This window comes from Neptuniibacter sp. SY11_33 (genome assembly GCF_047778025.1).
Lineage (GTDB): Bacteria > Pseudomonadota > Gammaproteobacteria > Pseudomonadales > Balneatricaceae > Neptuniibacter.
The window spans coordinates 1,843,149-1,868,896 of record NZ_CP180543.1 but is presented as its reverse complement, the minus strand read 5'-3'; the positions used below and the strand labels follow the sequence as shown (position 1 = coordinate 1,868,896).

Below are 25,748 nucleotides of genomic sequence, written 5' to 3'. Positions count from 1 at the left end.
AACTACATTACCCTGTTTGTTGTCATGAACCTGTCTTCGTCATCTGGACCTGCATTGTCAGCATACAGAGTTACGCCAGAGCGTAAGCAGATAGATAGATTCTGGTGAGAAGCTTCAGTTTCTTTTGGTAGCAAATGATCAACAATCTGCTTTTCATCAAGTAATTCTTGCTCAGTCGCCGTTAGACGCTGACGACTGAAATCGTTTACATCGATATCATGTACGATTTGGTAACGGCCGTAATTACAACGTACAGGGAATGAGTAGAAGATACCTTTTGCGATACCGTAGCTACCATCACTTAGGATGCCCATGCTGATGATTTCACCCGGTTCTGTACCAAGCACCCAATCACGCATCTGGTCAACAATAGCTTGTGCAGCTGAAGCCGCACTCGATAGACCACGCGCCTGAATAATCTCACCACCACGTTTTTGCACTTTAGGGATGAATTCATCTCTGTACCAAGCTGTGTCGATCTGAGACATAGCAGGCTTACCTAGGATTGTTGCCTGATGTAGATCTGGATATTGAGTTGGAGAATGGTTACCCCAAATCATGATTCCGCCGATATCACGGGTCGTTGCACCACAGTGATTAGCTAGAATGCCTTTAGCACGGTTGTGATCCAAGCGCGTTAAACATGTAAATTGAGACGGACTTAAATCAGGTGCATTTCGGCTAGCGATAAGTGCATTAGTGTTTGCAGGGTTACCTGTAACAAGCACTTTCACGTCACGGTTAGCGAAATCATTTAGCGCTTTACCCTGACGAGCAAAGATAGCGGCGTTTTCTTCAAGTAGATCGCTACGCTCCATGCCTGGACCACGCGGCTTAGCACCGACCAATAAGGCATAGTGCGCGTTTTTAAAACCATCTTCTACATTGTCATGTAGCGTGATGGTATGAAGAAGTGGGTATGCACAATCCATCAATTCCATTGCGACACCACGAAGTGCATCCATTGCTTGCGGTAGTTCAATCAGCTGCAAAATTACAGGCTGATCTTTACCCATCATTTCACCAGCAGCAATCTTAAACAGCAAACTGTAGCTAATAGCACCTGCGGCACCGGTTACGGCTACTCGAACTGGACGTCTCATTGCTTTTTACCCCTAAATATTGGCAATAAAATCATTTAATACCAAAGTATATAGACTGTAAGCAATTATGTAAGTACTTCTCTAGTACTCAATATGAACTTTCTAAATAAACCGAAGAACTAATTTATAGACCACGATTGTATTCAGAGCGGAGGAAAACGTTACTCTCTGAACTCAGCGCACCATCAATCATTGTAAGTAGCTTCTGTTTATCGCGCCCCAAAACTCCTTTCAACACAAGATAATTAGAGGCATGGTCACTTCTAAAAATGGTTTTATCCAAATCAAGATGACTGATAAAGGTTTGCATCTCTTCGATCAGCTGATGCTGGTTGCAGAATTCGAAATCACCACCAAACGACTTTATAAAATCAGCTTCACCTTCATGGAAAAATAACACCAAAGTCGCCAAGTAGTCTGGTTGAACCACATTGACCAATCGAGCCGAATCAATAGCATGCTGGTGGGAGTATTTTGCTCCACCCATACCATTAATGATCATGACGGAAGATTTGATACCAGCCGCTTTAATCTTTAGCAAAGCGTCCTTGGTCGACTCGAAGGTTTCACCCTTTTCTATCTTTTCAAGAATCTCATCATTACCACTCTCTGCACCTACATACAAAAGTGATAAGCCTAATTCACGTAACTCAGATAGCTCTTCAATGGATATATTTAGAAGATTACGAGGTAAGCAATATGCTGATACACGGGCAACGCTTGGAAGGTGCTCTTTTATTACTATCAAGATCTCTCTCAAGCGCTTAAATGACAAAGCCATTGCGTCGCCATCAGCGAGGAATACCTTTCTAATACCGCCAAGCGCGGCGCTACATCGAATTACTTCATCGGTGATTTCAGCAATAGATTTAGGGCGGAATTTTTTTTGTGGTGCACGATACATTTCACAGTACGTGCACTTATTCCAACTACAACCATTGGTTACCTGCAGGATAAGTGAATGAGCTTCACTTGGAGGCCTGAAGACAGGTTCGATGTAATTAATTGGAGGATATTGAAACATTCTGATCCGCCTTATTGAAAAGTCGGTAGAAATTTTCGGTAGTTTGCTGAGCAACTACATCTATGGAAACACCCTTCAGATCGGCAATACACTGAGCCACTTCAACTACATACTTAGGCTCATTTTTCTTACCCCTATGAGGCACTGGTGCCAGATAAGGAGCATCTGTTTCGATAAGGATTCGCTCTAAAGGAATCGCCTTTACTACATCGCGCAATTCACTCGCATTACGGAACGTAGTGATGCCAGAGAATGAGATATAGTAGTTCATATCTAAGGCAGCTTTAGCCATATCTAAGCTTTCAGTAAAGCAGTGCAGCACCCCACCGGATTCTTGATTGCCATGAGCTTTAATCATATCCAATGTATCTTGACGGGCATCACGTGTATGCACAATAACAGGAAGCTTTAACTCACCGGCAGCGACTAGATGCGTCTCGAAACTTTTCTGCTGAGCCTCTTTAGTATCTGTTTGATAGTAATAATCCAGACCAGTTTCACCAATAGCGATGACTCTAGGCTTAGAGGCTTGTTCAAGTAGCTCTTGAACGCTCACCTGCTCTTCGGCAGCTGATAATGGATGGATACCCACCGAGGCAAACACCCTATCATACGGCTTAATCAACTCATACATTGAGGGAAATTGCGACATTGCAATAGATACACAAAGCATAGCATCGACCTTACGGTCAAAAGCGGCCTGAAGCATATCTGAAAAATTATTATCGTACGGAGACAGGTCTAATCTGTCCAAATGGCAGTGAGAATCGATGAACATAAAAATAATCTAGATGGGCAAGGTACAGACTAAAAGTAAAAACTACAAAGCGTTTGTCTTACGCTCTGAATTCAATGTACCTGCCAGATAGGTCTCTATTTTGTTTACTAAGGTGGAATCATCAGCAGAGAGTTGAATGCCAATACCTGGCGTGCGACCACCCTGTGCACCTTTTGGGGTAACCCAAATCACTTTCCCTGTAACCGGTATTTTGTCGCCTTCATCCATTAACTCAAGCAACATAAATACCTCTTCGCCTAGATGATAAGAACGTAGAGTTGGAATAAATAATCCGCTATTAGTGATGTACGGTAAGTAAGCCTCGTATAGCTCTTCTTTTGTCTGAATATTTAAAGACAAAATACCATGACTTAAACGTGGTACAGCTACCATAATGAACCTTTATCCTTAACTGAGCAGCGCAGCCCATTCCAATAATATACTCTCTAACAATAACTGCTTATTAGGGTTTTGCCTAAGCATTATTGCTCTGCGCTCTTCGTGTACTTTATCCGCTAACTTAAAGATTTTAACTGGGTTGGTTTTTTTAGCAACTGCATTAAGCATATTACGCGCATCATCCTGCCTTAATAAGTCAGAACTCTGACAGACAGAACCGCGAGCAGCATCGGTCAACAAACTATAAAACCACCCTAGCAACATCTCTAAATCAAGCTTTTGCCAAGATTGAGCAACCTCAAGCGCAGTTCTTCTTTGTTTAAGTATATCCGCAAGTCCGCGAATTAGCTGTGCCCGATGCTCATTTAGACCTTTTTCTATATATGATAAGGCCTCTTTAGGTGCGCCACGATTAATATGCAGTATGCTTTTAGCCTTCTCTGCATCAATTTCCGCAGCGGCCATTAGCCAATTAATCGCGTCACCTTCAGATGGATTATGGCACTCTACATGCTGACAACGGCTTTTAATGGTCGGTAAAACCTGCCCCATTTTAGAGGTAACCAGCAAAATAATTGTGTCAGACCCAGGCTCTTCAAGCATTTTCAAAAGCGCATTGGCAGAAGCGATATTCATAGCATCGGCAGGTTCCACAACCACTGCACGATAACCACCTTGCTGTGCCGTACTATAGATGAATTCCCCTAACCCACGAACTTGATCAACCTTTAACTGCTTACCTTCTTCTTCAGGTGAGAGGATAAAGAGATCGGGGTGACTACCTGCGGCATTAAGGTCACATGACTTACAATGACCGCATGCTCGGCCTTGCAAAGGGCTTTGACATAATAGAGATTGCGCAAATGCTGTTGCAAAAGCCGCTTTACCAATGCCTGGCATGCCATGAATTAATAACGCATGCGGCAAACGGTTCTGATCATGTAGCTGACTGAGATGAGCAAATCGCTCATCAAACCATGGAAACGGCTTTAACAGTTCAGACATTATCGGTGTCCACAAACGCATTTACAGCATCTAAAATTTGCACCTGTACTTCAGGAATACTCTTAGACGCATCAATGACACTAAAACGATTGGGTTCAGCTGCCGCTCTAGATAAGTACATATTGCGAACTTTATGGAAGAAATCCAGCTTTTCCTGCTCAAAGCGGTCAGGCTCACTTCTTTTCGACGCGCGCTGCAGACCAATTTCAACATCTAAATCCAAAAGCAAAGTCATATCAGGATGGAGACCATGCTGAACGATTCGCTCTAGCATTGCGATATGCTCAAGATCCACATCTCTACCACCACCTTGATAAGCATAAGTCGCGTCAGTAAACCGATCACTTATAACCCAAGCTCCACGTTCAAGCGCAGGACGAATAATATTTTCGATGTGCTGCGCACGTGCCGCGAACATCAACAATAATTCCGTATCTTCGCTAACACATTCATCACGAGGAGAAAGAAGCAGTTCACGCAACTCTTCTGCTAGCGGTGTTCCACCTGGCTCACGGGTTAGAATAATTTCTATTCCGCGGTCACGTAGCAGCTGACACAAATATTCAATATTTGTTGATTTACCAACTCCTTCAGTACCCTCAACAGTGATGAAGCGACCTTTAACGCTCGTATTCATAATTCTGGATCCTATGGCGAAGAGCGATAATCTTTACGACGGGTAAGCTGATAGCGTCTAACCGCATTATTATGCTCTTTCAAAGTCGCTGAAAAATAATGACTGCCATCGCCTTTAGCAACAAAATAAAGCGCTTTACCGTCTGCAGGATTAAGCGCTGCTTCAATTGCCTCTCTACCAACCATAGCAATAGGCGTTGGCGGTAATGCAGGAATAACATAAGTGTTATAAGGCGTTGGCTTTCTTAGATCTTTACGGCGGATGTTGCCTTTATACTCGTCTCCCATGCCGTAGATTACGGTCGGGTCAGTCTGCAGGCGCATGCGTTTATTCAATCTACGAACAAATACACCGGAAATAATCGGGCGCTCATCTGCTCGCGCTGTTTCCTTTTCTACAATTGAAGCCATGATCAAGGCTTCATAAGATGACTTGTACGGTAGTTTTGTATCGCGCTTTTTCCATTCATCTTCCAACGTTTTCTTCATCATGGCATTGGAGCGCTTTAAGACCGAAAGTGCTGAACCGTTCTTCTCGATGCTGAATGTCTCAGCTAGAAACAGACCTTCTGGGTGTTTTTCAGAAACACCGAGCTTCTTAAGAAGTGCTTCTCTACTTAAATGGCTCACATCATCTTTAAGGTACTTATGCTCACTAATTGCGTGCATCATCTCTTTGAAATTACTGCCTTCAATGATCGTAAAGCGATAATTCTTAGATACGCCCGATGTGATCACCTTTAAAAATTCAACAGGTGTTAAACCAGCGTTCAACTCATATTCACCGGCTTTAATCTTATTCGCCAGACCAGATTGGCGCCCGTAGATCTTGAAATAATGGTTGTTAACCTCACCATAACTTTCTTTAAAATCTGCAACTACCTTATTGAAACTACTACCTTTTCTAACTTCAAAGAGAGATTTCTCTTTAACAGGAAGCGATGCATTAAGGAAAGCATTGTAATCATTCCATAACCAATAAGCCCCTGCCGCACCCGACACGATTAGGACAAATAAAACAGTTAATATCTTTTTCAACAACTCATTTCCTTAGATAGCAATAATTGCAGATCTCTGGTGATAGGACCGACACTTAAAGGCTCGCCATCAATTGTTATAACCGGCCAAATACCGATCAAACTGTTACATATAAAAACTTCTTCTGCACTCTCAAGTACTGATTCAGGGTAACTCCCTTCGAAAACTTCAACTGAAAGCTGGTTAGCTAATTGGATCAGGCGATCACGCATAACCCCTTGCACACCACTTCGATCTATTTTCGGTGTGTAGAGTATGCCACCCCGGGCCCAAAAAAGATTACTCATGGTGCCTTCAACTAGGTTTCCATCTAGATCTGACACAATACCTTCAGCAATATCTAAATCAGACCACTCAGCCCTTGCTAGAACCTGCTCCAGCCTATTTAGATGCTTAATCCCTGCCAACACAGGATTAATACCTAATCGCTGCTGACAAAGCATTACAGAAACACCTTGATCTCTCTGCTTAGCGAAATCAGACGAATCCGCTAGACTGATGATACGTGTAGGCACGCAAGTAGCAGGAAGCTTATAGCCTCTTTCACCGATACCCCGTGTCACTGTCAGTTTTAATGTCTGATTGCCGGAGAAGTTTAAGGCCTGAATGTCATTCTTTACGGCATCTATTGTCCCTTCAGGGAATTTCAGACGATCTAAGCCCATCTGCAAACGATCTAAATGCTGATCGAACAAATGTGGCTTTCCATCGATCACAGCAATGGTTTCAAATAAACCATCGCCGTAACTTAGACCACGGTCATTTATATATACCTGATCGGCTAAAGCGCCATTAATCCAGTACTTAGTCATAAATCAGATCTGACGGAACACCAAGGTTCCGTTGGTTCCGCCAAAACCAAATGAGTTAGAAAGCGCTGCTTTTATCTCACAAGGCTGAGCGGTATGAGGAACGTAATTTAGATCGCAACCATCAGATGGGTTATCTAAATTAATTGTAGGTGGTGCAATTTGATCTCTGATCGCTAAAGCACAGAAAATAGCCTCGACAGCACCCGCCGCACCTAATAAATGACCGATCATAGACTTAGTCGAACTCATTCTTACCTTATCAGCAGCCTCACCTAAAACAGATTTAGCCGCATTAGACTCAGCGATATCGCCTGCCGGCGTAGAAGTGCCATGAGCATTGATATAGTGAATCTCTTCTGGCGCAACAGAAGCGTCATTGATAGCGTTTTGCATAGCCAAGGCCGCACCCGCACCGTCTTCTGGCGGTGCTGTCATGTGATAAGCATCATCACTCATACCAAAGCCAGCCAATTCGCAATAAATTTTGGCACCACGCGCTTTAGCATGTTCATATTCTTCAAGTACAAGCACGCCTGCACCATCCCCAAGCACAAAACCATCACGGTCTTTATCCCAAGGACGACTGGCTGTTTCAGGAGAATCATTACGCGTTGATAGCGCTCGTGCAGAAGAGAAGCCTGCAATACCTAATGGCGTAGTAGCCATTTCAGCGCCACCGGCCAACATTGCATCAGCATCACCATACTGGATCATACGCATCGCCTGACCAATATTATGCGTACCTGTAGTACAAGCCGTCGTGATAGCGATATTAGGGCCTTTAAGGCCGAATTTGATCGCAAGGTTGCCACCAATCATATTGATAATACTACCCGGCACAAAGAACGGAGAAACACGTCTAGGGCCTGTTGTATTAAGAATATCAACGTTCTTTTCGATCATTGGTAGGCCACCAATACCTGAGCCTATAGCACAACCTATACGTGGAGCATTTGAATCAGTTACTTCTAGTTTCGCATCATCGATAGCCTGCATCCCCGCGGCCATACCGTATTGAATAAAAAGATCCATCTTACGGGCTTCTTTGGCACTCATATACTGAGTAACATCGAAGTCTTGGACGGATGCAGAAAACTGAGTCGCAAAAGGAGAAGAGTCAAAGTGAGTGATTGGGCGAGCACCACTCTTACCCGCAAGTAAATTATCCCAAGTATCTGAGACAGTATTGCCAATAGGGGTAAGCATACCGATACCGGTAATCACAACACGTCTACGTGCCATCTTTGATCTCCATATTCCAGACAAGGAAGTTCTACATAAATCAGAAATTAACAATTCGCCAATTCTAACCGAACTGCTTAAAGCATTAAACGTTTGTAACTTACAGGCAAAAGAAAAGCCGCACTATCAGAGATAGGCGGCTTTTCGGAATTCTTGCTTGTAGCGAACGATTACTGGTGTGCGTTGATGTAATCGATTGCAAGCTGAACTGTAGTGATTTTTTCAGCTTCTTCGTCTGGAATTTCAGTTTCGAATTCTTCTTCCAGAGCCATTACCAACTCAACTGTGTCCAGGGAGTCTGCGCCAAGATCTTCAACGAAAGAAGCTTCTTGAGTAACTTCTTCTTCTTTAACACCTAGCTGCTCTGCGATGATCTTTTTTACGCGCTCTTCAATGTTGCTCATATCTATTCCTATCTTCTTATTAACACCGCATTCAAGTACGAAATGCGGTAAGAAATTTTATTAAAGCATCCCGGCTTTATCAAGCCAAGATTGTAAATTCATTCTCTACCTGACGGCACATTATCAACAATTAGCAGAAAAAAACAATTCCTTCTGCGGGTATTTAACCCATATACATGCCACCGTTGACCTGAATCGACTCACCAGTCACGTAACCGCCGCCTTGACTGGCTAGAAAACCAACAACAGCTGCAATTTCTTCTGGTTGACCTAAACGATTCATTGGAATCTGAGATTTAAGCGCATCTTTGTGCTCATCCGCCAGTCCACTTGTCATATCTGTATCGATAAAACCAGGCGCAACACAGTTAACTGTGATGTTACGAGAACCTACTTCACGTGCTAACGCACGAGTAAAACCTTCCATACCTGACTTAGCTGCAGCATAGTTTGCCTGACCAGCGTTACCCATAGATGCTACTACAGAGCTTACACTGATGATACGACCCCAGCGAGCCTTAGTCATGCCACGCAGGCAACCCTTAACAAGGCGGTAGATTGAGTTAAGGTTCGTATTCAATACAGAATCCCACTCATCTTCTTTCATGCGCATCAAAATGTTATCACGCGTGATGCCTGCATTGTTAACTAGCACTTCCACTGTACCGAAATCATCCTGTACAGTTTTTAGTACAGCTTCAACCGATGCACTATCAGCAACATCCAGAACTAGACCTGTACCTTTAACACCCGCTTCAGCTAGGTAAGCAGAAATAGCCTCTGCGCCCTTCTCGCTTGTAGCTGTGCCAACAACTACGGCACCTTGACGACCAAGCTCTTCAGCGATCGCTTTACCGATACCACGAGTAGCGCCAGTTACCAGCGCAATTTTACCTTCAATACTCATTTAAAAAATTCCTTGCGCGACAATTATTGACCTAACGCTTTTTCAAGACCCGCAGCATCATTAATTGCTGCAACGCTCAAAGGCTTATGAACTTTTTTATTCAAACCTGATAGCACTTTACCTGGACCACACTCTACAGTGCTTTCCAAGCCTTGCTCAACCAACCCCTGGATTGTTTTAGTCCACAGTACAGGACTATATAACTGAGCCAGTAGATTTTCTTTTAATTCGTCAACTGAAGCAGGAATCGCAGCAGTCACGTTTTGGACCACATTAATTTCTGGCATGCTGATTTCGATTTTAGACAGCTCTACAGCCATCTTTTCAGCCGCAGGTTTCATCAGTGCACAGTGCGACGGAACACTTACCGGAAGCGGAATTGCGCGCTTAGCGCCAGCTTCTTTACAGTTCTCGATCGCCCGATCAACTGCAGCTTTTTCGCCTGCAATCACGATCTGACCTGGGCAGTTATAGTTTACAGGAGAAACCACTTCACCCTGCTCAGCAGCCTGACAAGCTTTTTCAATTGCATCATCAGCCAGACCAAGAATAGCCGCCATAGCACCACTGCCAGCAGGCACGGCTTGCTGCATGAATTCGCCACGCAGTTTCACTAGATTTACACCATCTGCAAAACTGATTGCACCAGCACAAACTAACGCCGTGTACTCACCCAGACTATGACCTGCAACAACAGCTGGCTTAGTACCATTCTGTTCTTGCCATAGACGCCATAAAGCAACACCTGATGTTAGAAGCGCAGGTTGAGTCTTATCTGTTTGATTAAGATCTTCTTCTGGGCCATTCTGAACCAAGCCCCAAAGGTCATAACCTAGAACTTCAGAAGCTTCAGCGAAAGTGTTTTTAATAACTGGATGTGTTTCAGCAAGTTCCGAGAGCATCCCTACTTGTTGAGAGCCCTGCCCCGGAAATACAAAAGCAAGAGTTTGCGACATGATGTCCTCAAATCGTCAATTAATACACGCCCTATAAATCAGGCCAATGGCCGTAGTTTACAACATTCATAGGTAATTAAAACTGTGTGGAGGGTATTAGGTAAGTCTTGCTTCTATTTCACTGCAAATCTTACGCGGAATATCTTGTTCTATCTCTGCCACAGCTTGATCAAGCGCATACCCAAAACACTGCTGATTAGCTGATCCGTGGCTTTTTATTACTATTCCTTGCAGGCCAAGCAAACTCGCACCATTACGACGCGATGGATCCATCTGCTTCTTCAAATCAGAAAGCACGGGCTTAGCCAATAACGCAAGAAACTTCCTGTAAAGCCCCCGCTTAAAGCTTGCCTGTACCTTTTGATTAATTAAGCGAGCCAAACCTTCGCTACTCTTCAGAGCGATATTGCCCACAAAACCATCACAAACAACTACATCAGCACTTCCGGCATACAGATCATCACCTTCGATATAACCGACATAGTTCAAGCCACCTTGTTCCTGAATTAAACGCGAGGCCAACTTGACTTGCTCATTGCCCTTAACTTGTTCTTGACCGATATTCAGTAGCCCCACACGCGGACTCTCAATATTATCAACGGCGGCTGTCATAACCGATCCCATAATCGCAAACTGCAGCAAATGCTCTGCACTGCAATCTACATTCGCACCCAAATCCAAGAGATAGCAATGACCTTTAGCCGTAGGCACAGAGGAGATAATCGCAGGCCGATCTACGCCAGGCAGCATTCTTAGAATATATCGACCAAGCACCATTAAGGCACCTGTATTACCTGCACTAACACATGCCTTGGCTATACCTTCATCTACAAGCTGGATAGCTTTGTACATCGAAGAATCTTGACCATTACGGAGTGTTTGAGAAGGCTTTGCTGACATAGATATTGTGTCAGGCGCATGAACAACATCGACACGACAAGCAACATCAGGATTCAGTCCATTCAGATACGGCTGAATAACATCACTGTGACCGATAAGTTTTGCGGATAAACGAGAATGACGCCTTAAAGCATCGAGTGTGGCGGGAATAGTAATGCGGGGACCGAAGTCCCCGCCCATCACATCAACTGCAATGGTGTAGTAATCTGACAAACTTACTCGTCGTCTTGCTTGTTGATTACCTGTTTGCCACGGTAAAAACCGTCAGCAGATACGTGGTGACGACGGTGAGTTTCACCGGTAGTTTCTTCTACAGATAGAGTCGGGTTACCCAGAGCATCGTGGGAACGACGCATGTCGCGACGGGAACGAGACTTCTTACTTTTCTGAACTGCCATGACTAAATAGCTCCTGGTTCTTTCTACTTGTTGTCGGCTTTTAACTGAGCCAACACACTAAATGGATTCGGTTTTTCGTTTTTTTCTGTCACTGCCTCGCCGAAGGAAGTTTTGATTGAACAGTCATCATGATACGCATCATGTGGCAAACTCAAAATCAACTCTTCTTCTATAACAGGCAGTAACTCAATCTCTTCACCCTCAACAATGAGGGGGTCATAACTGCGAGGTAACTGCTGAGCAGCCTCCTCACTGGCCGCAACTCCAAGATTAAAATCTGCCTCTACGGCAACCTCTACTGACTCCAAACAACGCTGACATGTCATTGTTACATGACCTGTGGCACTGCCTGTGAGAGTTCGAATTCGCTGCTCATCTACCGCAAATTGAAGATCGACATTAAATTCCCCTTCTCTATCAGCTAATGCCTGACAAAGATTGGGCATGTCTTCCAATGCAGCTTGGCCTGCGATTCGCACTTCCCGCTCAGCAAGTTTTCGCGGGTCTACTCGTTTAGGTAATGGACCGTTTGACATAAGCGCGCAATTCTAGGGCCCGAAGCCCGTCCTGTCAAAGACTTTGGGGTTTAATTCTACAATAAAACCGCTAATATTTGTGCCTTCGCATAATCATGGTCAAAAAAACACATGAGAAATCTAATTTTAGCCTCTAGCTCACCCTTCCGTCGCCAAATTTTGGACAAATTGAATTTGGAGTATTCATGCATTTCTCCAGACATTGATGAATCGGCATTAGAGAATGAATCAGCAGAGGAATTAGTTGCCCGCCTATCTGCAAGCAAGGCGCAAAAAGTTGCTGAAGCCACACCTAACTCATTGATTATTGGGTCAGATCAAGTGGCTGTTTTAGGTGATGAGATACTTGGTAAGCCTCATACACATGAGAATGCCGTTAGACAATTACAAAAGCTATCGGGTAATGCAGTTACATTTTTAACCGGTCTATCTCTACTCAACTCAGATACAGGCCAATGCCAAACAGAAGTTGTTCCATTTAAGGTTTATTTTAGAGAGCTCACCACCTCCATGATCGAAAACTATCTGCGCGCTGAAGAGCCATATAAATGTGCAGGTAGCTTTAAATCTGAAGCATTAGGCATTGTACTGTTCGACAAACTCGAAGGCGAAGATCCAAATACACTTATCGGCCTGCCTTTGATCCGTTTAGTAAGAATGCTAGAGAAAGAAGAGCTAAACGTTTTATAAGAAAACAGACCTATTAATGCACAGACACAAAAAAGGAGGGCTTAGCCCTCCTTTTTAATCGTCTATTGAATAATAATCTTTAACGAAGCTCATGACTTTTCGTATTGACACCCAGCTCAGCCGCAATACCTTTCGCAAAGCTTACACCTAGCTCATCAACAATCTGCTTCCAAGGCTCCTGCTTCGGAGAGTAATCAACAAGCTTCTCAACTTTAATTACTTCTCGTGCAACATAGCTAGAACTACCCAGCGCATCAACCAAACCAAGTTCGATAGCCTGCTCACCACTCCATACCAAGCCACTGTATAGCTTTGGATCATCTTTAAGACGATCACCGCGCCCCTTACGTACTTGATCAACAAACTGATTATGGGTCGTATTCAGCACATTCTGCCAGAACTCTTCTTCACCGCTATTTCTCGGAGAATAAGGATCTAAAAATGCCTTATGCTCACCTGCCGTATACAAACGACGCTCTACACCGATTTTCTCCATCAGATCAACAAAGCCAAAACTTCCTGCTACAACGCCAATAGATCCAACCAGACTAGCTTTATCTGCGTAGATATAATCTGCGGCAGCTGCAATGTAATAAGCTCCTGACGCGCCTATATCTGTAATTACGGCATACACAGGTTTATCAGGATAGATAGCACGTAGTCGTTTAATCTCGTCATAAATATAACCTGACTGCACGGGGCTACCACCCGGACTATTAATACGCAGAATCACAGCTTTAGCGTTCGACTCTTTAAAGGCTTCACGTAGAGACCAAATAATATTGTCCGCACTAGCTTCATCATCTGAACTAATCACACCTTTGACTTCAATAATTGCAGTGTGAACCTGTGGTTTAACATCGGTAGCTATATCTTTACCCGCGAAGAACACACCTAATAGCGCAAAAAGATAAACAAATGTAAGTAACTTAAAGAAAATCCCCCAACGTCGAGCACGACGCTGCTCAGTAAACAAACCGTTTAAGGTCTTCTCAATCAACTTCCACTCTTTCTTACTCGCACCGTCTTGTTTCGCATTTTCAACGGCACGTTCCAGCTTACTTCCTGTTGCTGCTGAAGCCTCCTGCTGTTTTGGCGCTTCATTTTGTTCAGACTCATTCCATGGATTATCAGACACACACTTCTCCTGTATCAGGCAAAAACACCCTGACTTTCTAACCAATTTTCCAATTCCGGAAACTCATGAACTTCCAAAACCGGGTTATAACCTTTTAAACGGTCCAAATGATGGGCACCATAACTGACAGCGATAACATCCATACCCGCCTGTTTACCCATCTCTAAATCATATTCAGTGTCGCCTATCATAACAGCCTCAGAGGCTGAAACACCGGTTTCTTGTAGAATTTCCTCGAGCATTAGAGGGTGAGGTTTAGAGATAGTTTCATCTGCGCAACGAGATGTTTCAAATAAATAACCTAAGCCGGTTTCAGCAAAGACTCGGTTTAAGCCTTTCCTACTCTTACCGGTCGCCACAGCCATCCGCATACCTTTACCATGCATCTGCTCTAAACTTTTCTGCGCACCAGGAAACAATGGCGAAGGCGTAGATTCATCACCTAAGAAATATCGTCCATAATTCTGTCGCATCAGCTCTATTCCATCCTGATCAACATCAGGAATTAGAATTTTAATCGCCTCAGGTAAACCTAACCCGATAATATTTTTTACTTCTTCATCGGTAGGTATATAAAAACCGCTATCTTTTGCCGCTAGCTGCATGCAAGAGATGATTTTGGCTGCTGAATCGATGATTGTGCCATCCCAATCAAAAATGAGTAGCTTGTACACTCAAACCTCTTAACTAATTCATAAGAAAGGAATCTATGTTTATATAGAAGTAACAATAAAGGTCAAGATCAATGAAACAGCTATCTTATTAGGCTTTTCTTAAGGTAGTTCTTGCCTTGTTACAATCGCATAACGTATATTTTGCAGACATTTTAAAAAAGCCGACCTTTATGCAATTAAGTCGATTTACAGATTATACCCTTCGCGTTTTATTCTACGTGTCTACTAACGATGATCGTCTAGTAACGCTAGCTGAAATAGCAAGCTGCTACGACATTTCAGTAGAACACCTACGTAAAGTTGTACATGCCCTGTCCAAAGCGGGACATTTAGACACTTACCGAGGCAAAAAAGGCGGAATCAAACTAGCTAAGCCACCAGCAGAAATAAACATTGGTGAAATTGTAGCTGATGCAGAAGGCAGACACCCTCTGATCAATTGCGGCCAACAGCAATGCCGCCTAACAGGCTTTTGCACACTACAGCATGTACTAGGCGACGCTCAAAAAGCCTTTATGCAGGTTCTAGAACAGTACACTCTAGCCGATATGCTGAGTAATGATGCAATGCGCAAAAGCTTAATTGTGAGTAAATCAGATTAATTAGCCATCGCGATAGCTAGCGCTTCTTTCTCATAATTAAGCTCCAGCCAAGGAAAGAGATTCCGCTCTTCAAACCGAACATGCTCCTTTAACAGTTCAGCAAACCGATTCGCCACGCTCGAATCATCTCCATCCAACATGCTTAATAATTGCTTGTGATCTGCAACAAGGCGATCGGCTAGAGGCTCTCCTTCACCTATAAGCAATGGTAACAAAGCACGCTCTTCTTGATCGAAATGAGGCTTCAATTCTCTGTAGATAACTTCCCTTTTAGCTTGCCAATATTCATCAACTTCCCTATCAGCTTCTTTTCGTAAGTCATTGATATGTTTAACGGTAACTAACGCCTTATGATGATCGTGGCTTAGCGGAATTAGCGCTTCTACTCTTTTCATACCCTTACTACCCTCACAACAAAGTTTGCTAATTGATTATCTCAATATTTTTCGTAGCACACCAAAGTTATCTAAATTTAGCTTTTCTTCGGGAAAATGCTTTAACATGTAATACAAATACATTATATTGCTTATTGATTCATTACAAATACATTTTATGTGTGAGGACTTATGGTTATTTGGAGCAATACAGAATTAGTTGTCTACTCCCTCGTGCTAGGTATGATTTTCTTTAAGTTCTGGACTGTATGGCATGTTTCCAAGAAAGCTCAAGCAACTATAGAGGGCCGAATGATTTTCTTGTGGGGAATTATTGGAATGAGCACATTTATTTTACTTGCAAAGACTTACATTTCTTACCAAATGAGCAACATTTAAAAACAAAAAAGCCCGCTATAAACGGGCTTTTAAAAATCCCTAACTGAATTAGTCTTCAGAAAGCTCTAGCTTTTCAGCAGAAACAAGTACGCCATTATTATCAGCATATACATACTGACCTGGCTTGAATGTAACACCACCGAAAGTAACTTCAACGTTTAGCTCACCTAGACCTTTCTTTTCAGTCTTCATTGGGTGACAACCTAGTGCCTGTACACCAATATCTAGATCGCTGATTGCGTTAACATCACGGATACAACCGTAGATAATAATGCCTTCCCAGCCATTTTTTGTAGCTTTTTCAGCAAGCATATCGCCAAGCATTGCGCGACGCATTGAAGCACCACCGTCGACTACAAGTACTTTACCTTCACCAGGTAGAGCAACCTGCTCACGAACCAAAGAGTTATCTTCAAAAGCTTTTAGAGTAACGATTTCGCCACCGAAACGCTCTTTACCACCAAAGTTACCGAACATTGGCTCAACAACCTGTACCTGGTCTGGGAACTGATCACACAGTTCTGGCAAAAGATCTTCCACAATATGCTCCTTAAACTGGATAACTGCACCTAAGAATAGGTGCTCTCAAAATCTAAAGCAGGTATATTCGCCGATTCATTGTGCAATTGCACTACAATTTTGGGTTCAGATTGAAAATGAGTTTAATTCTTAACAATACAAGCTCACTGAAAGCGATGATAGGTATCAGCACATTCGCATTTCTAGTTGGCTGCAGCCAAAAACAACACACATTCTGCATTGATGACACTGAGAATTGCTCTCTGCCTACCCCACCTACACTTAGTCAATCAGCCCCAATATCGAAAGACTACAACAAGCAAGAAACGCCAGTTGCACGAGCAGAATTTAAGCCCTCAGCAGTGAGGCAGTCACAAGAAACTATCAGGCTCAGCAAAACCTCTACCCAAACTTCAGTAAAAGTAATTGAGCATATCCGTCTACCCGCTCCCAAGGGTGCGCGATATTCAAACCTTGCGCTTACCGATGGCAAGAACAGTCGAATAAATACAAATGGCACATACACCATACAACTTGGCGCTTATAAATTGGAATCCAGCCGACAAACGGCTATTTCTCGTCTTGAGAATAGCGAAAGCTTAAATCTATATAGTATGACTAATGGCTATCTAGGCCTTTCGTACGGAAGATATCAAACACAATCTGAAGCTCTAAACAAAGCAGCACAACTTAGAGAACGAGGATTTCAAGACCTTTACATCACAAAAGCTCGTTAAACAAAAAAACGCAGCTTTAAGCTGCGTTTTTAGTTAGAACTGACAATTACTTATCCTTCAATAGGCTCAGCAATTTCTGAATCGGATGTGGCAATTGCTGATCATCAATACGCTTAACCTGACTACGGCACGAATAACCTGTTACTAGTAAGCGATCTTTATTTTCTGGGTTATTTACCACTTCAGACCAGCTCAGCTGATAGATCTCACGAGATGTCTCAACGTTCTGAGTTTCGTGGCCGTAAGTCCCCGACATACCGCAACAACCCACCGCCTGAATATCCAGTTTTAAGCCCATCGCTGCGTAGACTTGCTGCCACATACGAATACTAGGTGCAGCATTAGTCTTTTCAGTACAGTGAGCCATTAACTTAAATTCAGATGTAGAGCACTTAGCTAGATCGAAAGCACCTAGCTTATCTTTTTGATTACTCAACCACTCTTGAATTAGCTGAACTTTTGGTAGATCTTTCTCTGGAATCACATAACCGTATTCCTGACGATAAGTCAGTGTCATCGAAGGATCTATACCAATCATTGGTACGCCCGTATTATCTAGCTCTTTTAGCATAGCGCTGTTAGATTCAGCCGCTTTTTCAAATGCTTTCATAAAGCCGTGAACATGCAACGGCTTACCATTTGGCTTAAATGGCGCCAATAGAACATGGAAACCAAGCCCAGAAAGTAGATCAACAAGATCCAACACCAGCTGCGTTTCAAAGTAACTTGTAAATGCATCCTGTACGATGATTACCGCGTTACTACGCTGCTCTTCACTCAAGTTCTTGATCAGCTGTGGCGAAGCAAACTCTACCCCGCGTGCTTTCATGCCCGCAATTAAGCTATTGGTACAGATGGTCGGACTATCAACCATGCCAGCATGCTTACGGAAAATCGCTTTAAGCGCCTTATTCTTCATCGCCCAGTTGTATGGCGCAGGGAACTTAGACAACCAAGGAATCATGTATTCCAATGAGCCCACCATGTAATCCTTTGCAGGACGCAGGTAACGACCGTAGTAGACCTCCAAGAAACGCGCACGGAAATCTGGAACATTCACCTTGATAGGACATTGACCAACACAAGATTTACACGCTAGGCACGCCATCATGGATTCATGCACTTCATGAGAGAAGTCGTACTCTTCCTCTTTTTTCTTCGCCAGAGTGTTTTTAACCCGTTTTGGAAGAGAGGTGATAAAAGAGCTCGCCTTAACACGCTTAGCCTCTTCAACAAGATCAGTGCCATTTTTTTCCATCAGGCGTAGCCATTCACGGATCAGTGAAGAACGACCTTTTGGCGAGTTAATACGCTGACGTGTACCTTTCCATGATGGACACATCGCGTCATTTGGATCGTAGTTAAAGCATGCGCCGTTACCGTTACAGAACATTGCTTCTTTATACTCTTCACGCGTTTCTGAACTGATCTGGCGATCAAATTGACCACGCGTCGGTACTTCATCGATCTTAAGTAGCTCGGCACCATCAATCGCAGGTGTAGCAATTTTACCCGGGTTCATCTGGTTGCGCGGGTCAAATCCACCTTTGATTCGCTGTAGTTCAGGGTACAATTCACCAAAGAATTCAGGTGCATACTCAGAACGAACACCTTTACCATGCTCGCCCCACAACAGACCTTTATATTTAACGGTAAGCGCTACCACTTCATCAGTGATCTCACGGATTAAAGATTCCTGTAGTTGATCTTTCATATCGATAGCAGGTCGTACGTGCAGTACACCCGCATCAACGTGACCAAACATACCGTAAGCTAAATCTCGATCATCTAAAACCTTACGAAACTCCATGATGAAATCAGCAAGGTTTTCAGGCGGAACAGCAGTATCTTCCACGAATGGGATTGGACGCTCCTGGCCTTTAGCATTACCAAGAAGACCCACAGCCTTTTTACGCATAGCCCAAACTTTGTTGATCTCGCCAGCACCATACACCACAGAGAAGCCAAAGCTCTTACCAGCCTGACCCGCAACAGATTTAAGGTGTTCTTCTAATCGCGAAACATCGGCTTTTAGTGATTCCTCATCGTCGGATGTGTACTCAACCAAGTTGATACCACTGATCTCCGGCTCGCCTTCTTCTTGTGGGAAATAGGCACTTACCGTGTCCCAGATAATATCGCCCATTGCAAGATTAAGTACTTTAGAATCAATGGTTTCTATGGATGTTGGGTTCCACTCCATTAAGTCTGTAGCGTCACGTAAAGAGGATTCGAAACTATCGTACTTAACGTTTACCAATGCAGCGAACTTAGGAATTGGCAGAACATTCAACTTAGCCTCAGCAATAAAAGCTAAAGAACCTTCACCTCCACACAACACTGAATTTAAATTAAAACGCCCTTCTTCATCACGGATATGCGCGAGGTCATAACCTGTGAGGCAGCGGTTTAATTTAGGGAACTTGGCATCAATCAGATCTTTCTTCTCGGTGAATACTTCATCCACCAAGCGATGAACTTCACCGACACGATCATCACGCTGCTTAATCTCGGCCAGCTCTTCATCAGAAATAGATTTAGAGTTCCAAAGTTCTCCACCTAAGAACACTGAATCTAGCTCTAGCACGTGATCACGAGTTTTACCGTACATGACCGAGCCCTGGCCACTGGCATCGGTATTGATCATACCGCCTACTGTTGCACGGTTACTGGTAGAAAGCTCAGGGGCAAAGAAGAAACCATAAGGTTTTAGTGCACGATTAAGCTGGTCTTTAACTACACCGCCTTGAACACGAACCCAGCGCTCTTCAGCATTGATCTCTAAAACCTGATTCATGTGTTTAGATACATCAACAATCAAACCATCAGTTAGGGACTGACCATTTGTACCTGTACCGCCGCCACGCGCACTCAACTTTACTTCAGCAAAGCGAGGCTCATCTGCTAATTTGGCAATTAGTACCAAATCACCTGTAGATTTCGGGTACAAAACACCCTGAGGCAGCATCTGATAGATACTATTGTCTGTCGAAAGAACGATACGGTTTGCGTAATCCTGATTAAGATCGCCAGCAAAGCCAGCTTTCTGTAACGCTTCGATAAACTGAAGATAAATAGCTTCGGTAGTTTCGACTTGGGAAAGACGAGGGATCATAATACTGCCTCTATAAATGACCGTACTTCAAGAGCAGTGCTCAATTGCTCTCATGCAGTCAAATGCTCAATTTGTGATATTGGGCGCAATAATGCAGAATTATCATTTATCAATCAAACGATAAAATTCGATAGATTAATTGATAATGACGAATAATATTTCCATTCGACACCTCCGCGCCTTTGTTGAGATCGTCGCTTGTGGCAGTTTCACCCGTGCAGCCGACAACTTGCACTTAACCCAATCAACTCTCACAGCAACGATAAAGCAACTAGAAGATCAAGCAGGCTTAAAGCTTCTAGATCGCACTACCCGCCGTGTTTTGCTAACCGGCGAAGGCGAAAGCTTTCTTCCTGTGGCAGAAAAATTGATCTCAGATTTTGATACTGCCTTTAATGATCTACAAGCCACCGCAACACAACAACAAGGCCAAGTCGGTATAGCTGCTTCGCCATCAATGATTGGTCGCGTATTACCTTCGATAATCAAAACTTACCACCAGCAATATGAAAAGATAGGCATCTATCTCCGAGATGACAACGCTGGCGGCATAGAGCAACGTGTGCTGGATAATGAAGTAGATTTCGGTATTGGTGGTAACCACTCCCGTCAGTCAGAACTAAAATACCAACCAGTGCTAAGTGATCATTACGGTGTAGTTCTACCACTTGACCACCCTTTAGCGACATTTAAAGAATTAGATTGGAGCCAAGTCAGTGAGCTTGACCAAGTTCACTTAACGGAAGATACCGGTACACGCACACAACTTTTAAAACTACAAAAAGAGAACAACCTGGATCTAAAACTACAAGGCGCCTTAATTGAGGTGTCAACTCCAGCAGGCTTAGCAGAGATGGTTAAAGCTGGCATTGGGATATCTCTTTTACCCGCTCTTGCAGCGAGCACCAGTGCCTTTGATCAATTAGTCTTCATTCCGCTCGCTAATCCCAGGCTAAAACGCGAGATCTGCATTATCACAAGAAAAGGCCGTGCTTTAAGTCCTGCAGCTGAAAGCCTACTTAAACTGATCACCAGTCAATTTGAAACTGCGAGTCTGCCAGAGTTTGTCGAAATTAATTAAGAGAAGGAATTATGGAGCAAATCATTCATCTCCATAATTAGAAAGTTCGATAAGATTACCGTCAGGGTCACGCACATAAACCGAGATAATATTACCTACTGCACCTGTGCGATTCACTGGCCCTTCTAGCAAAGTTACATTGTGATCTAGCAGATGCTGAATCACCTCTTCGATTGGCTGCTCAACAATAAAACATAGATCTGCACTACCGGACTGAACTTGATCCGCTTTAGGCTCAAACTCATTGCCGAGTTCGTGCAAATTAATTTTTTGGCTACCAAAAGCGAGCGCTATACGATCTCCCTTAAAGGCAACTTTCTCCATACCTAAAACCGCGGTATAAAACTCTATAGTTCTATTGATATCTTTCACGGTTAGGACAAGGTGATCTAGACGCTCAATTTTCATAACACTGACATCTTTAAGTCTGATTCAACTTAATCTTCATCTTGCATAGCGAAAGAGAAGATCCCTGCTTCAAGCCCAGCCAAACGAGCAACAATACAAGACTCTTCTTCATCCGTTAGAACCAATGACTCCTCATTGGGAGTGAAGAAATATTTATCCTTAAATACATCAAACTGAATCTTGCCGAGAATTCGCCCATTCTTGCTAATACAATCCAGCTCTTGCTCAATCGGAAAGAACAAAACCATCAAACTCTACCTTTCATACAACTGCTTTGCGCGGATGATAAGCCTTGATAAAGGTAGACTCAATGCTGGTAGGTTTAGTTGTAACAAAACAGTCCAACTTTGATCAAACCATAATCAGCAAAGACAAACCCAACAGTAACCCATGCGTTATAACAGTGCGTATTCTTATAATTTGCAGAAATATATTGAAACAGCCCCCCCTCAATGAATAGAATTGCTGCCTTATATTTCACTCATGTTTAACAAATATGAAGTATTTCTTTGTTAAACATAGAGTTAGCTCAATTTATAAGATTAGTGCTGTATGAATTTATATTTCTTACATACTGTTTCTTGACCCCGGTCAATCGGTCTATAAGAAATAACATCTATATTAGCCTTCGACTAAATTGAACAATAATAATAAATAAATGCGTGGTTGCCGGTGAAGAAGTCCGCTACATCTATTCGTAGTTTTCTACTCCAAAGAACGTTCATTTTTTCCGTTCTTGGTTTTCTTATACTCGTTTCTGTAACTCATTATGCGTTCACCAAGAGCATAGAAAAAAATGCCAGCGTTATGGCTGAGCGTGTTGCAAAACAAACATTTAACTCTATGTATCTAGTCATGAGCCAAGGTTGGAATAGACACCAACTAGAGCAGTTCATGAAACAGATGGAGAAAGATAATAGGGACAGCGATCTAAGCGTTTCTATCTTCCGAGGTGAACTTGTAACAGAAAGGTTTGGTGAAATGGAATCACCAGCTTTGTCAGATACTCATCGCCAAGTCCTTACCTCCGGTAAGTCGCAACTGGTGACTTCTGACGATAGCATTAGCTATTACTACGCCCTTAATGCCAAAGAGGTTTGCACTCATTGTCATTCAAACGTAAGCGATGGCGATACACTTGGCATGATCGAGGTTACACAAGAGCTAGATAAGTCTCTACTTCACGCCAATCGAGAATTGATCTTAACCCTTATCCTTGTTTCCCCATTACCCCTACTTCTCGCATTTTTAGCAACGAGACAAATCACTTCTCGAATTGATAATTCCATAGAGCAGCTTGCTGAAAGCATCAATAGTATCGAATCAATTTCAGATCTATCTCGACTCGAAGAAGGTCGTGACAGATTAGCATTCCGTGAGTTACAAGACATATTTCTGCAAGTAAAAAACCTGTCCTCAAAACTTAACGATATAGCTGTCGATAAAGAGCTACTTGAGTTTGAAATAAGACTATTAGAAAAATTTGTTATCACTTCAGAAGTTGTTCGGGACTGGCGCGAATACGTAAACTTCCTCATTGTCGATATCAATAAGGTCATGAATGTCTATACCATGTTCTCAATCTTTAAGGTCGATAATGAGGTTTTCGATTTAGAAGTCTTCTGGCTACAACCGCCAAGTGATCGCACCCGTAAAGCGATGGAGCAAGCGATAATGAAACGTCTTGCTCAAGATGGATCACCATTTGAACTCAGTGACATCAACATTCGTCACAATATGGTAAATAAACATGCAGAACAGATGGATCTAGATGAAGACGCGATTGAACTTCAATGCAAATCACTGATGGTAGAAACACCTAAGATAGGCGGTATTGTCGGCATCGGTGTCCATTCAGATACCATCCAAGACACAACCAAGTTGCTTGTGCTCGAGAGTATTCTCTCTACCCTGCTTAACGTAGTTGGCTCGGTACGCGCAATCTACAAATACACAAAAGATCTTGAATACTACGCAACACGAGACCCACTAACCAATCTCTATAACCAACGAATGTTCTGGGAATTGTTGGACTACGAATTAGATCGTGCAGACCGTCACGACTATAAAGTAGCCCTGCTTTTACTGGATTTAGACAATTTCAAGAGCATTAACGACGGTTACGGCCATAGCTGGGGTGACAAGTTGTTAGCTGACTTCTCTGATGCTCTTCAAAACGCATTAGGTAAAGATGCCATCATTGCTCGTTATGGCGGTGACGAATTTGTAATTGTATTACCAGAAAGTGATGTAGCTCATGCAGCACAGATTGCAGAAACGGTTCTACTTACCAGTCGTAACCACGCGCTTTACTACGATTCAAATACCTTCTTAAAATTAACAGGCTCTTTGGGGATGGGTATCTACCCAGACCATGCTAAAAACAAAAAAGATCTGTTTATGTTTGTAGATAATCTGATGTACCGCGCTAAAAACTCTGGTAAAGATCAGATCGCTCTACCTAACGAAAATGAGCTAGTCGACATCTTTAAGGAGATGTCTGATAAAACAGTACTGGTCACGCAAGCAATTGAGCGTAAAGAGATAATCCCTGCATTCCAACCAATCGTCTGTTCGAAGACTGGCGATATACACGCAGTTGAAGTACTCAGCCGAATCAAGCTGTCTGGCGATAAACTGATGAGTGCAAGCGAATTTATAGAAATTGCAGAATCTATTGGCAAGGTCCACCAGCTAGACTACATCGTCATGGATAAAGCTTTTGAGCAAGTTCAAGCTACAAGGTACGAAGGTAAAATCTTCATCAACCTATCCCCTCGCTCAATTATCATCAGTGACTTTATACCGACCATTAAGCAACTAGCCGAAAGCCACGCTATCAATCCGGAGAGCGTTGTTTTCGAAATAACTGAACGAGATACCGTCAAGAATATCTCTGTACTAGAAAGCTTTGTGATGAGCTTGAAGGACAAAGGCTTCAAACTTGCGATTGATGATTTTGGCTCAGGCTTCTCCTCCTTCCATTACCTGAAGCACCTGCCGATCGATTATGTGAAAATCGAAGGTGAATTCATCGCCAACATGGCAAACGACGCACGTGATATGGCGTTTGTGAATAGCATTTCTCACCTATCTCAAGAACTCAATGTTGAAACTGTTGCAGAGTTTGTAGAGAGTGAAGAGGTTTTAGAGCTGGTAGAGAAAGCCGGCATTACTTATGCGCAAGGATACCACTTAGGCAAACCGAGTCCCGATCTTGAAGGCATATTAAAAGCGACTGTAGCTTTCGTTCGCTAAGAAGAACGCCACCAGCCTACCAAAAAGATTTGAGTAGGCTGTTTTTATAATTCTTACAACAGTGTTATGTGATAAACAGTTTCATCGGCGTTCTCCGATATAACGCAACAAACACTTCGTGATAAAACAGGGTTCCATCAACTAAAGGTCTTAATGTACAAAGCCTCTACTTTATCTCTCGCCCATTGAGTGCGGCGTAAAAATTTCAGAGACGACTTGATTGAAGGGTTATTGTAGAAACAGTTGAGTTTAATCTGTGCATCCAAGCCTTCCCAACCGTAATGGTCCACCAAACGAGTCAGTATCTTCTCTAACGTCAGACCATGTAGAGGGTTATTTGGTTGTTCTTGGCTCACTGTTATTCCCTAGCTTCAAAAAGACAAACAACAATTTTAACAGAATAAGTCCAGAACATGATGCATATTAAAGAGACCAAATTGCTTTATTTCACTGTCTCTTGAATTGATGTGGTGCTAACAGATCGTTCACTACGAATATATGGAAGCTTGATCAACACCCCCAAGCAACTTATTGTTTAAACTACTGATTAATTTTCTTCCATTTAGTTTTAACACTTGATCAATCAGTGCAGATCACAAGAACAAGAATAAATAG

General features: G+C 42.9%; 28 protein-coding genes. 5 read left to right on the top strand and 23 right to left on the bottom strand.

The window, feature by feature from the left end:
- Positions 1 to 2: 2 nt before the first annotated feature.
- The 15 genes from ACMXYV_RS08775 to ACMXYV_RS08705 form a co-directional block, all read right to left on the bottom strand.
- Positions 3 to 1,103 (bottom strand): malate dehydrogenase, encoded by a 1,101-nt coding sequence (locus ACMXYV_RS08775; protein WP_415891393.1) that lies wholly within the window; start codon positions 1,101 to 1,103, stop codon positions 3 to 5.
- A gap of 124 nt (positions 1,104 to 1,227) precedes the next feature.
- On the bottom strand, positions 1,228 to 2,127 hold the full coding sequence (locus ACMXYV_RS08770; RefSeq protein ID WP_415891392.1) for a radical SAM protein: 900 nt from the start codon (positions 2,125 to 2,127) through the stop codon (positions 1,228 to 1,230).
- On the bottom strand, positions 2,105 to 2,905 hold the full coding sequence (locus tag ACMXYV_RS08765) for a TatD family hydrolase (RefSeq protein ID WP_415891391.1): 801 nt from the start codon (positions 2,903 to 2,905) through the stop codon (positions 2,105 to 2,107). Before ACMXYV_RS08765 ends, ACMXYV_RS08770 begins: the two co-directional genes overlap by 23 nt.
- 42 nt (positions 2,906 to 2,947) lie before the next feature.
- The gene (locus ACMXYV_RS08760) at positions 2,948 to 3,298 is read right to left on the bottom strand and encodes a PilZ domain-containing protein (RefSeq protein ID WP_415891390.1); all 351 of its coding nucleotides are present in this window, start codon (positions 3,296 to 3,298) and stop codon (positions 2,948 to 2,950) included.
- Between the two features lie 15 nt (positions 3,299 to 3,313).
- Complete coding sequence (locus tag ACMXYV_RS08755; RefSeq protein ID WP_415891389.1) at positions 3,314 to 4,309, bottom strand: DNA polymerase III subunit delta'; 996 nt, start codon at positions 4,307 to 4,309, stop codon at positions 3,314 to 3,316.
- On the bottom strand, positions 4,302 to 4,946 hold the full coding sequence (gene tmk / locus ACMXYV_RS08750) for a dTMP kinase (protein ID WP_415891388.1): 645 nt from the start codon (positions 4,944 to 4,946) through the stop codon (positions 4,302 to 4,304). The genes ACMXYV_RS08755 and tmk overlap by 8 nt, the downstream gene beginning before the upstream one ends.
- 11 nt (positions 4,947 to 4,957) lie before the next feature.
- Complete coding sequence (gene mltG, locus ACMXYV_RS08745) at positions 4,958 to 5,983, bottom strand: endolytic transglycosylase MltG (RefSeq protein WP_415891387.1); 1,026 nt, start codon at positions 5,981 to 5,983, stop codon at positions 4,958 to 4,960.
- Entirely contained in the window at positions 5,980 to 6,795 is an 816-nt protein-coding gene (gene pabC, locus ACMXYV_RS08740) for an aminodeoxychorismate lyase (protein WP_415891386.1), read from the bottom strand. The genes mltG and pabC overlap by 4 nt, the downstream gene beginning before the upstream one ends.
- Positions 6,796 to 6,798: 3 nt before the next feature.
- Entirely contained in the window at positions 6,799 to 8,037 is a 1,239-nt protein-coding gene (gene fabF / locus ACMXYV_RS08735; RefSeq protein ID WP_415891385.1) for a beta-ketoacyl-ACP synthase II, read from the bottom strand.
- Between the two features lie 170 nt (positions 8,038 to 8,207).
- Positions 8,208 to 8,441, bottom strand: a complete 234-nt coding sequence (acpP, locus tag ACMXYV_RS08730; RefSeq protein WP_007019607.1) for an acyl carrier protein — start codon at positions 8,439 to 8,441, stop codon at positions 8,208 to 8,210.
- A 163-nt stretch (positions 8,442 to 8,604) separates the two neighbouring features.
- Entirely contained in the window at positions 8,605 to 9,348 is a 744-nt protein-coding gene (gene fabG / locus ACMXYV_RS08725) for a 3-oxoacyl-ACP reductase FabG (RefSeq protein ID WP_415891384.1), read from the bottom strand.
- Positions 9,349 to 9,371: 23 nt separating this feature from the next.
- A complete protein-coding gene (fabD, locus tag ACMXYV_RS08720; protein WP_415891383.1) occupies positions 9,372 to 10,304 on the bottom strand; it encodes an ACP S-malonyltransferase in 933 nt (310 codons plus the stop codon).
- Between the two features lie 96 nt (positions 10,305 to 10,400).
- A complete protein-coding gene (gene plsX, locus ACMXYV_RS08715) occupies positions 10,401 to 11,417 on the bottom strand; it encodes a phosphate acyltransferase PlsX (protein WP_415891382.1) in 1,017 nt (338 codons plus the stop codon).
- Between the two features lie 2 nt (positions 11,418 to 11,419).
- On the bottom strand, positions 11,420 to 11,602 hold the full coding sequence (rpmF, locus tag ACMXYV_RS08710) for a 50S ribosomal protein L32 (RefSeq protein ID WP_007019603.1): 183 nt from the start codon (positions 11,600 to 11,602) through the stop codon (positions 11,420 to 11,422).
- A gap of 23 nt (positions 11,603 to 11,625) precedes the next feature.
- The gene (locus ACMXYV_RS08705) at positions 11,626 to 12,138 is read right to left on the bottom strand and encodes a YceD family protein (RefSeq protein WP_415891381.1); all 513 of its coding nucleotides are present in this window, start codon (positions 12,136 to 12,138) and stop codon (positions 11,626 to 11,628) included.
- 111 nt (positions 12,139 to 12,249) lie between these two features.
- On the opposite strand from ACMXYV_RS08705, the gene ACMXYV_RS08700 reads away from it, so the two are divergent.
- On the top strand, positions 12,250 to 12,828 hold the full coding sequence (locus tag ACMXYV_RS08700) for a Maf family protein (protein ID WP_415891380.1): 579 nt from the start codon (positions 12,250 to 12,252) through the stop codon (positions 12,826 to 12,828).
- Positions 12,829 to 12,907: 79 nt separating this feature from the next.
- Here the strand turns inward: ACMXYV_RS08700 and sppA are convergent, their stop codons facing one another.
- Positions 12,908 to 13,966, bottom strand: coding sequence for a signal peptide peptidase SppA (gene sppA / locus ACMXYV_RS08695; RefSeq protein WP_415891379.1), 1,059 nt, complete (start codon positions 13,964 to 13,966; stop codon positions 12,908 to 12,910).
- Between the two features lie 14 nt (positions 13,967 to 13,980).
- A complete protein-coding gene (locus tag ACMXYV_RS08690; protein ID WP_415891378.1) occupies positions 13,981 to 14,640 on the bottom strand; it encodes an HAD-IA family hydrolase in 660 nt (219 codons plus the stop codon).
- Between the two features lie 170 nt (positions 14,641 to 14,810).
- Here ACMXYV_RS08690 and ACMXYV_RS08685 point away from each other — a divergent pair, with 170 nt between their 5' ends.
- Entirely contained in the window at positions 14,811 to 15,242 is a 432-nt protein-coding gene (locus tag ACMXYV_RS08685; protein WP_415891377.1) for an RrF2 family transcriptional regulator, read from the top strand.
- Here the strand turns inward: ACMXYV_RS08685 and ACMXYV_RS08680 are convergent.
- Positions 15,239 to 15,637 (bottom strand): hemerythrin domain-containing protein, encoded by a 399-nt coding sequence (locus ACMXYV_RS08680; protein WP_415891376.1) that lies wholly within the window; start codon positions 15,635 to 15,637, stop codon positions 15,239 to 15,241. The genes ACMXYV_RS08685 and ACMXYV_RS08680 overlap by 4 nt on opposite strands.
- A 426-nt stretch (positions 15,638 to 16,063) precedes the next feature.
- A complete protein-coding gene (rraA, locus tag ACMXYV_RS08675; RefSeq protein WP_415891375.1) occupies positions 16,064 to 16,555 on the bottom strand; it encodes a ribonuclease E activity regulator RraA in 492 nt (163 codons plus the stop codon).
- Positions 16,556 to 16,671: 116 nt separating this feature from the next.
- On the opposite strand from rraA, the gene ACMXYV_RS08670 reads away from it, so the two are divergent.
- Positions 16,672 to 17,271, top strand: a complete 600-nt coding sequence (locus tag ACMXYV_RS08670; RefSeq protein WP_415891374.1) for an SPOR domain-containing protein — start codon at positions 16,672 to 16,674, stop codon at positions 17,269 to 17,271.
- 46 nt (positions 17,272 to 17,317) lie between these two features.
- On the opposite strand, the gene ACMXYV_RS08665 is transcribed toward ACMXYV_RS08670, so the two are convergent.
- A complete protein-coding gene (locus tag ACMXYV_RS08665; RefSeq protein ID WP_415891373.1) occupies positions 17,318 to 20,386 on the bottom strand; it encodes an FAD-binding and (Fe-S)-binding domain-containing protein in 3,069 nt (1,022 codons plus the stop codon).
- Positions 20,387 to 20,531: 145 nt separating this feature from the next.
- Between ACMXYV_RS08665 and ACMXYV_RS08660 the strand changes: the two genes are divergently transcribed.
- Positions 20,532 to 21,467 (top strand): LysR family transcriptional regulator, encoded by a 936-nt coding sequence (locus ACMXYV_RS08660; protein WP_415891372.1) that lies wholly within the window; start codon positions 20,532 to 20,534, stop codon positions 21,465 to 21,467.
- A gap of 21 nt (positions 21,468 to 21,488) precedes the next feature.
- Here ACMXYV_RS08660 and ACMXYV_RS08655 read toward each other — a convergent pair whose 3' ends face one another.
- Both ACMXYV_RS08655 and ACMXYV_RS08650 read right to left on the bottom strand, forming a co-directional pair.
- Positions 21,489 to 21,875, bottom strand: coding sequence for a VOC family protein (locus ACMXYV_RS08655; RefSeq protein WP_415891371.1), 387 nt, complete (start codon positions 21,873 to 21,875; stop codon positions 21,489 to 21,491).
- Between the two features lie 29 nt (positions 21,876 to 21,904).
- A complete protein-coding gene (locus ACMXYV_RS08650) occupies positions 21,905 to 22,123 on the bottom strand; it encodes a hypothetical protein (protein ID WP_415891370.1) in 219 nt (72 codons plus the stop codon).
- 559 nt (positions 22,124 to 22,682) lie between these two features.
- Between ACMXYV_RS08650 and ACMXYV_RS08645 the strand changes: the two genes are divergently transcribed.
- Positions 22,683 to 25,133, top strand: a complete 2,451-nt coding sequence (locus ACMXYV_RS08645) for a putative bifunctional diguanylate cyclase/phosphodiesterase (protein ID WP_415891369.1) — start codon at positions 22,683 to 22,685, stop codon at positions 25,131 to 25,133.
- A 137-nt stretch (positions 25,134 to 25,270) separates the two neighbouring features.
- Here the strand turns inward: ACMXYV_RS08645 and ACMXYV_RS08640 are convergent, their stop codons facing one another.
- The gene (locus tag ACMXYV_RS08640; RefSeq protein WP_415891368.1) at positions 25,271 to 25,489 is read right to left on the bottom strand and encodes a VF530 family DNA-binding protein; all 219 of its coding nucleotides are present in this window, start codon (positions 25,487 to 25,489) and stop codon (positions 25,271 to 25,273) included.
- Positions 25,490 to 25,748: the final 259 nt, after the last annotated feature.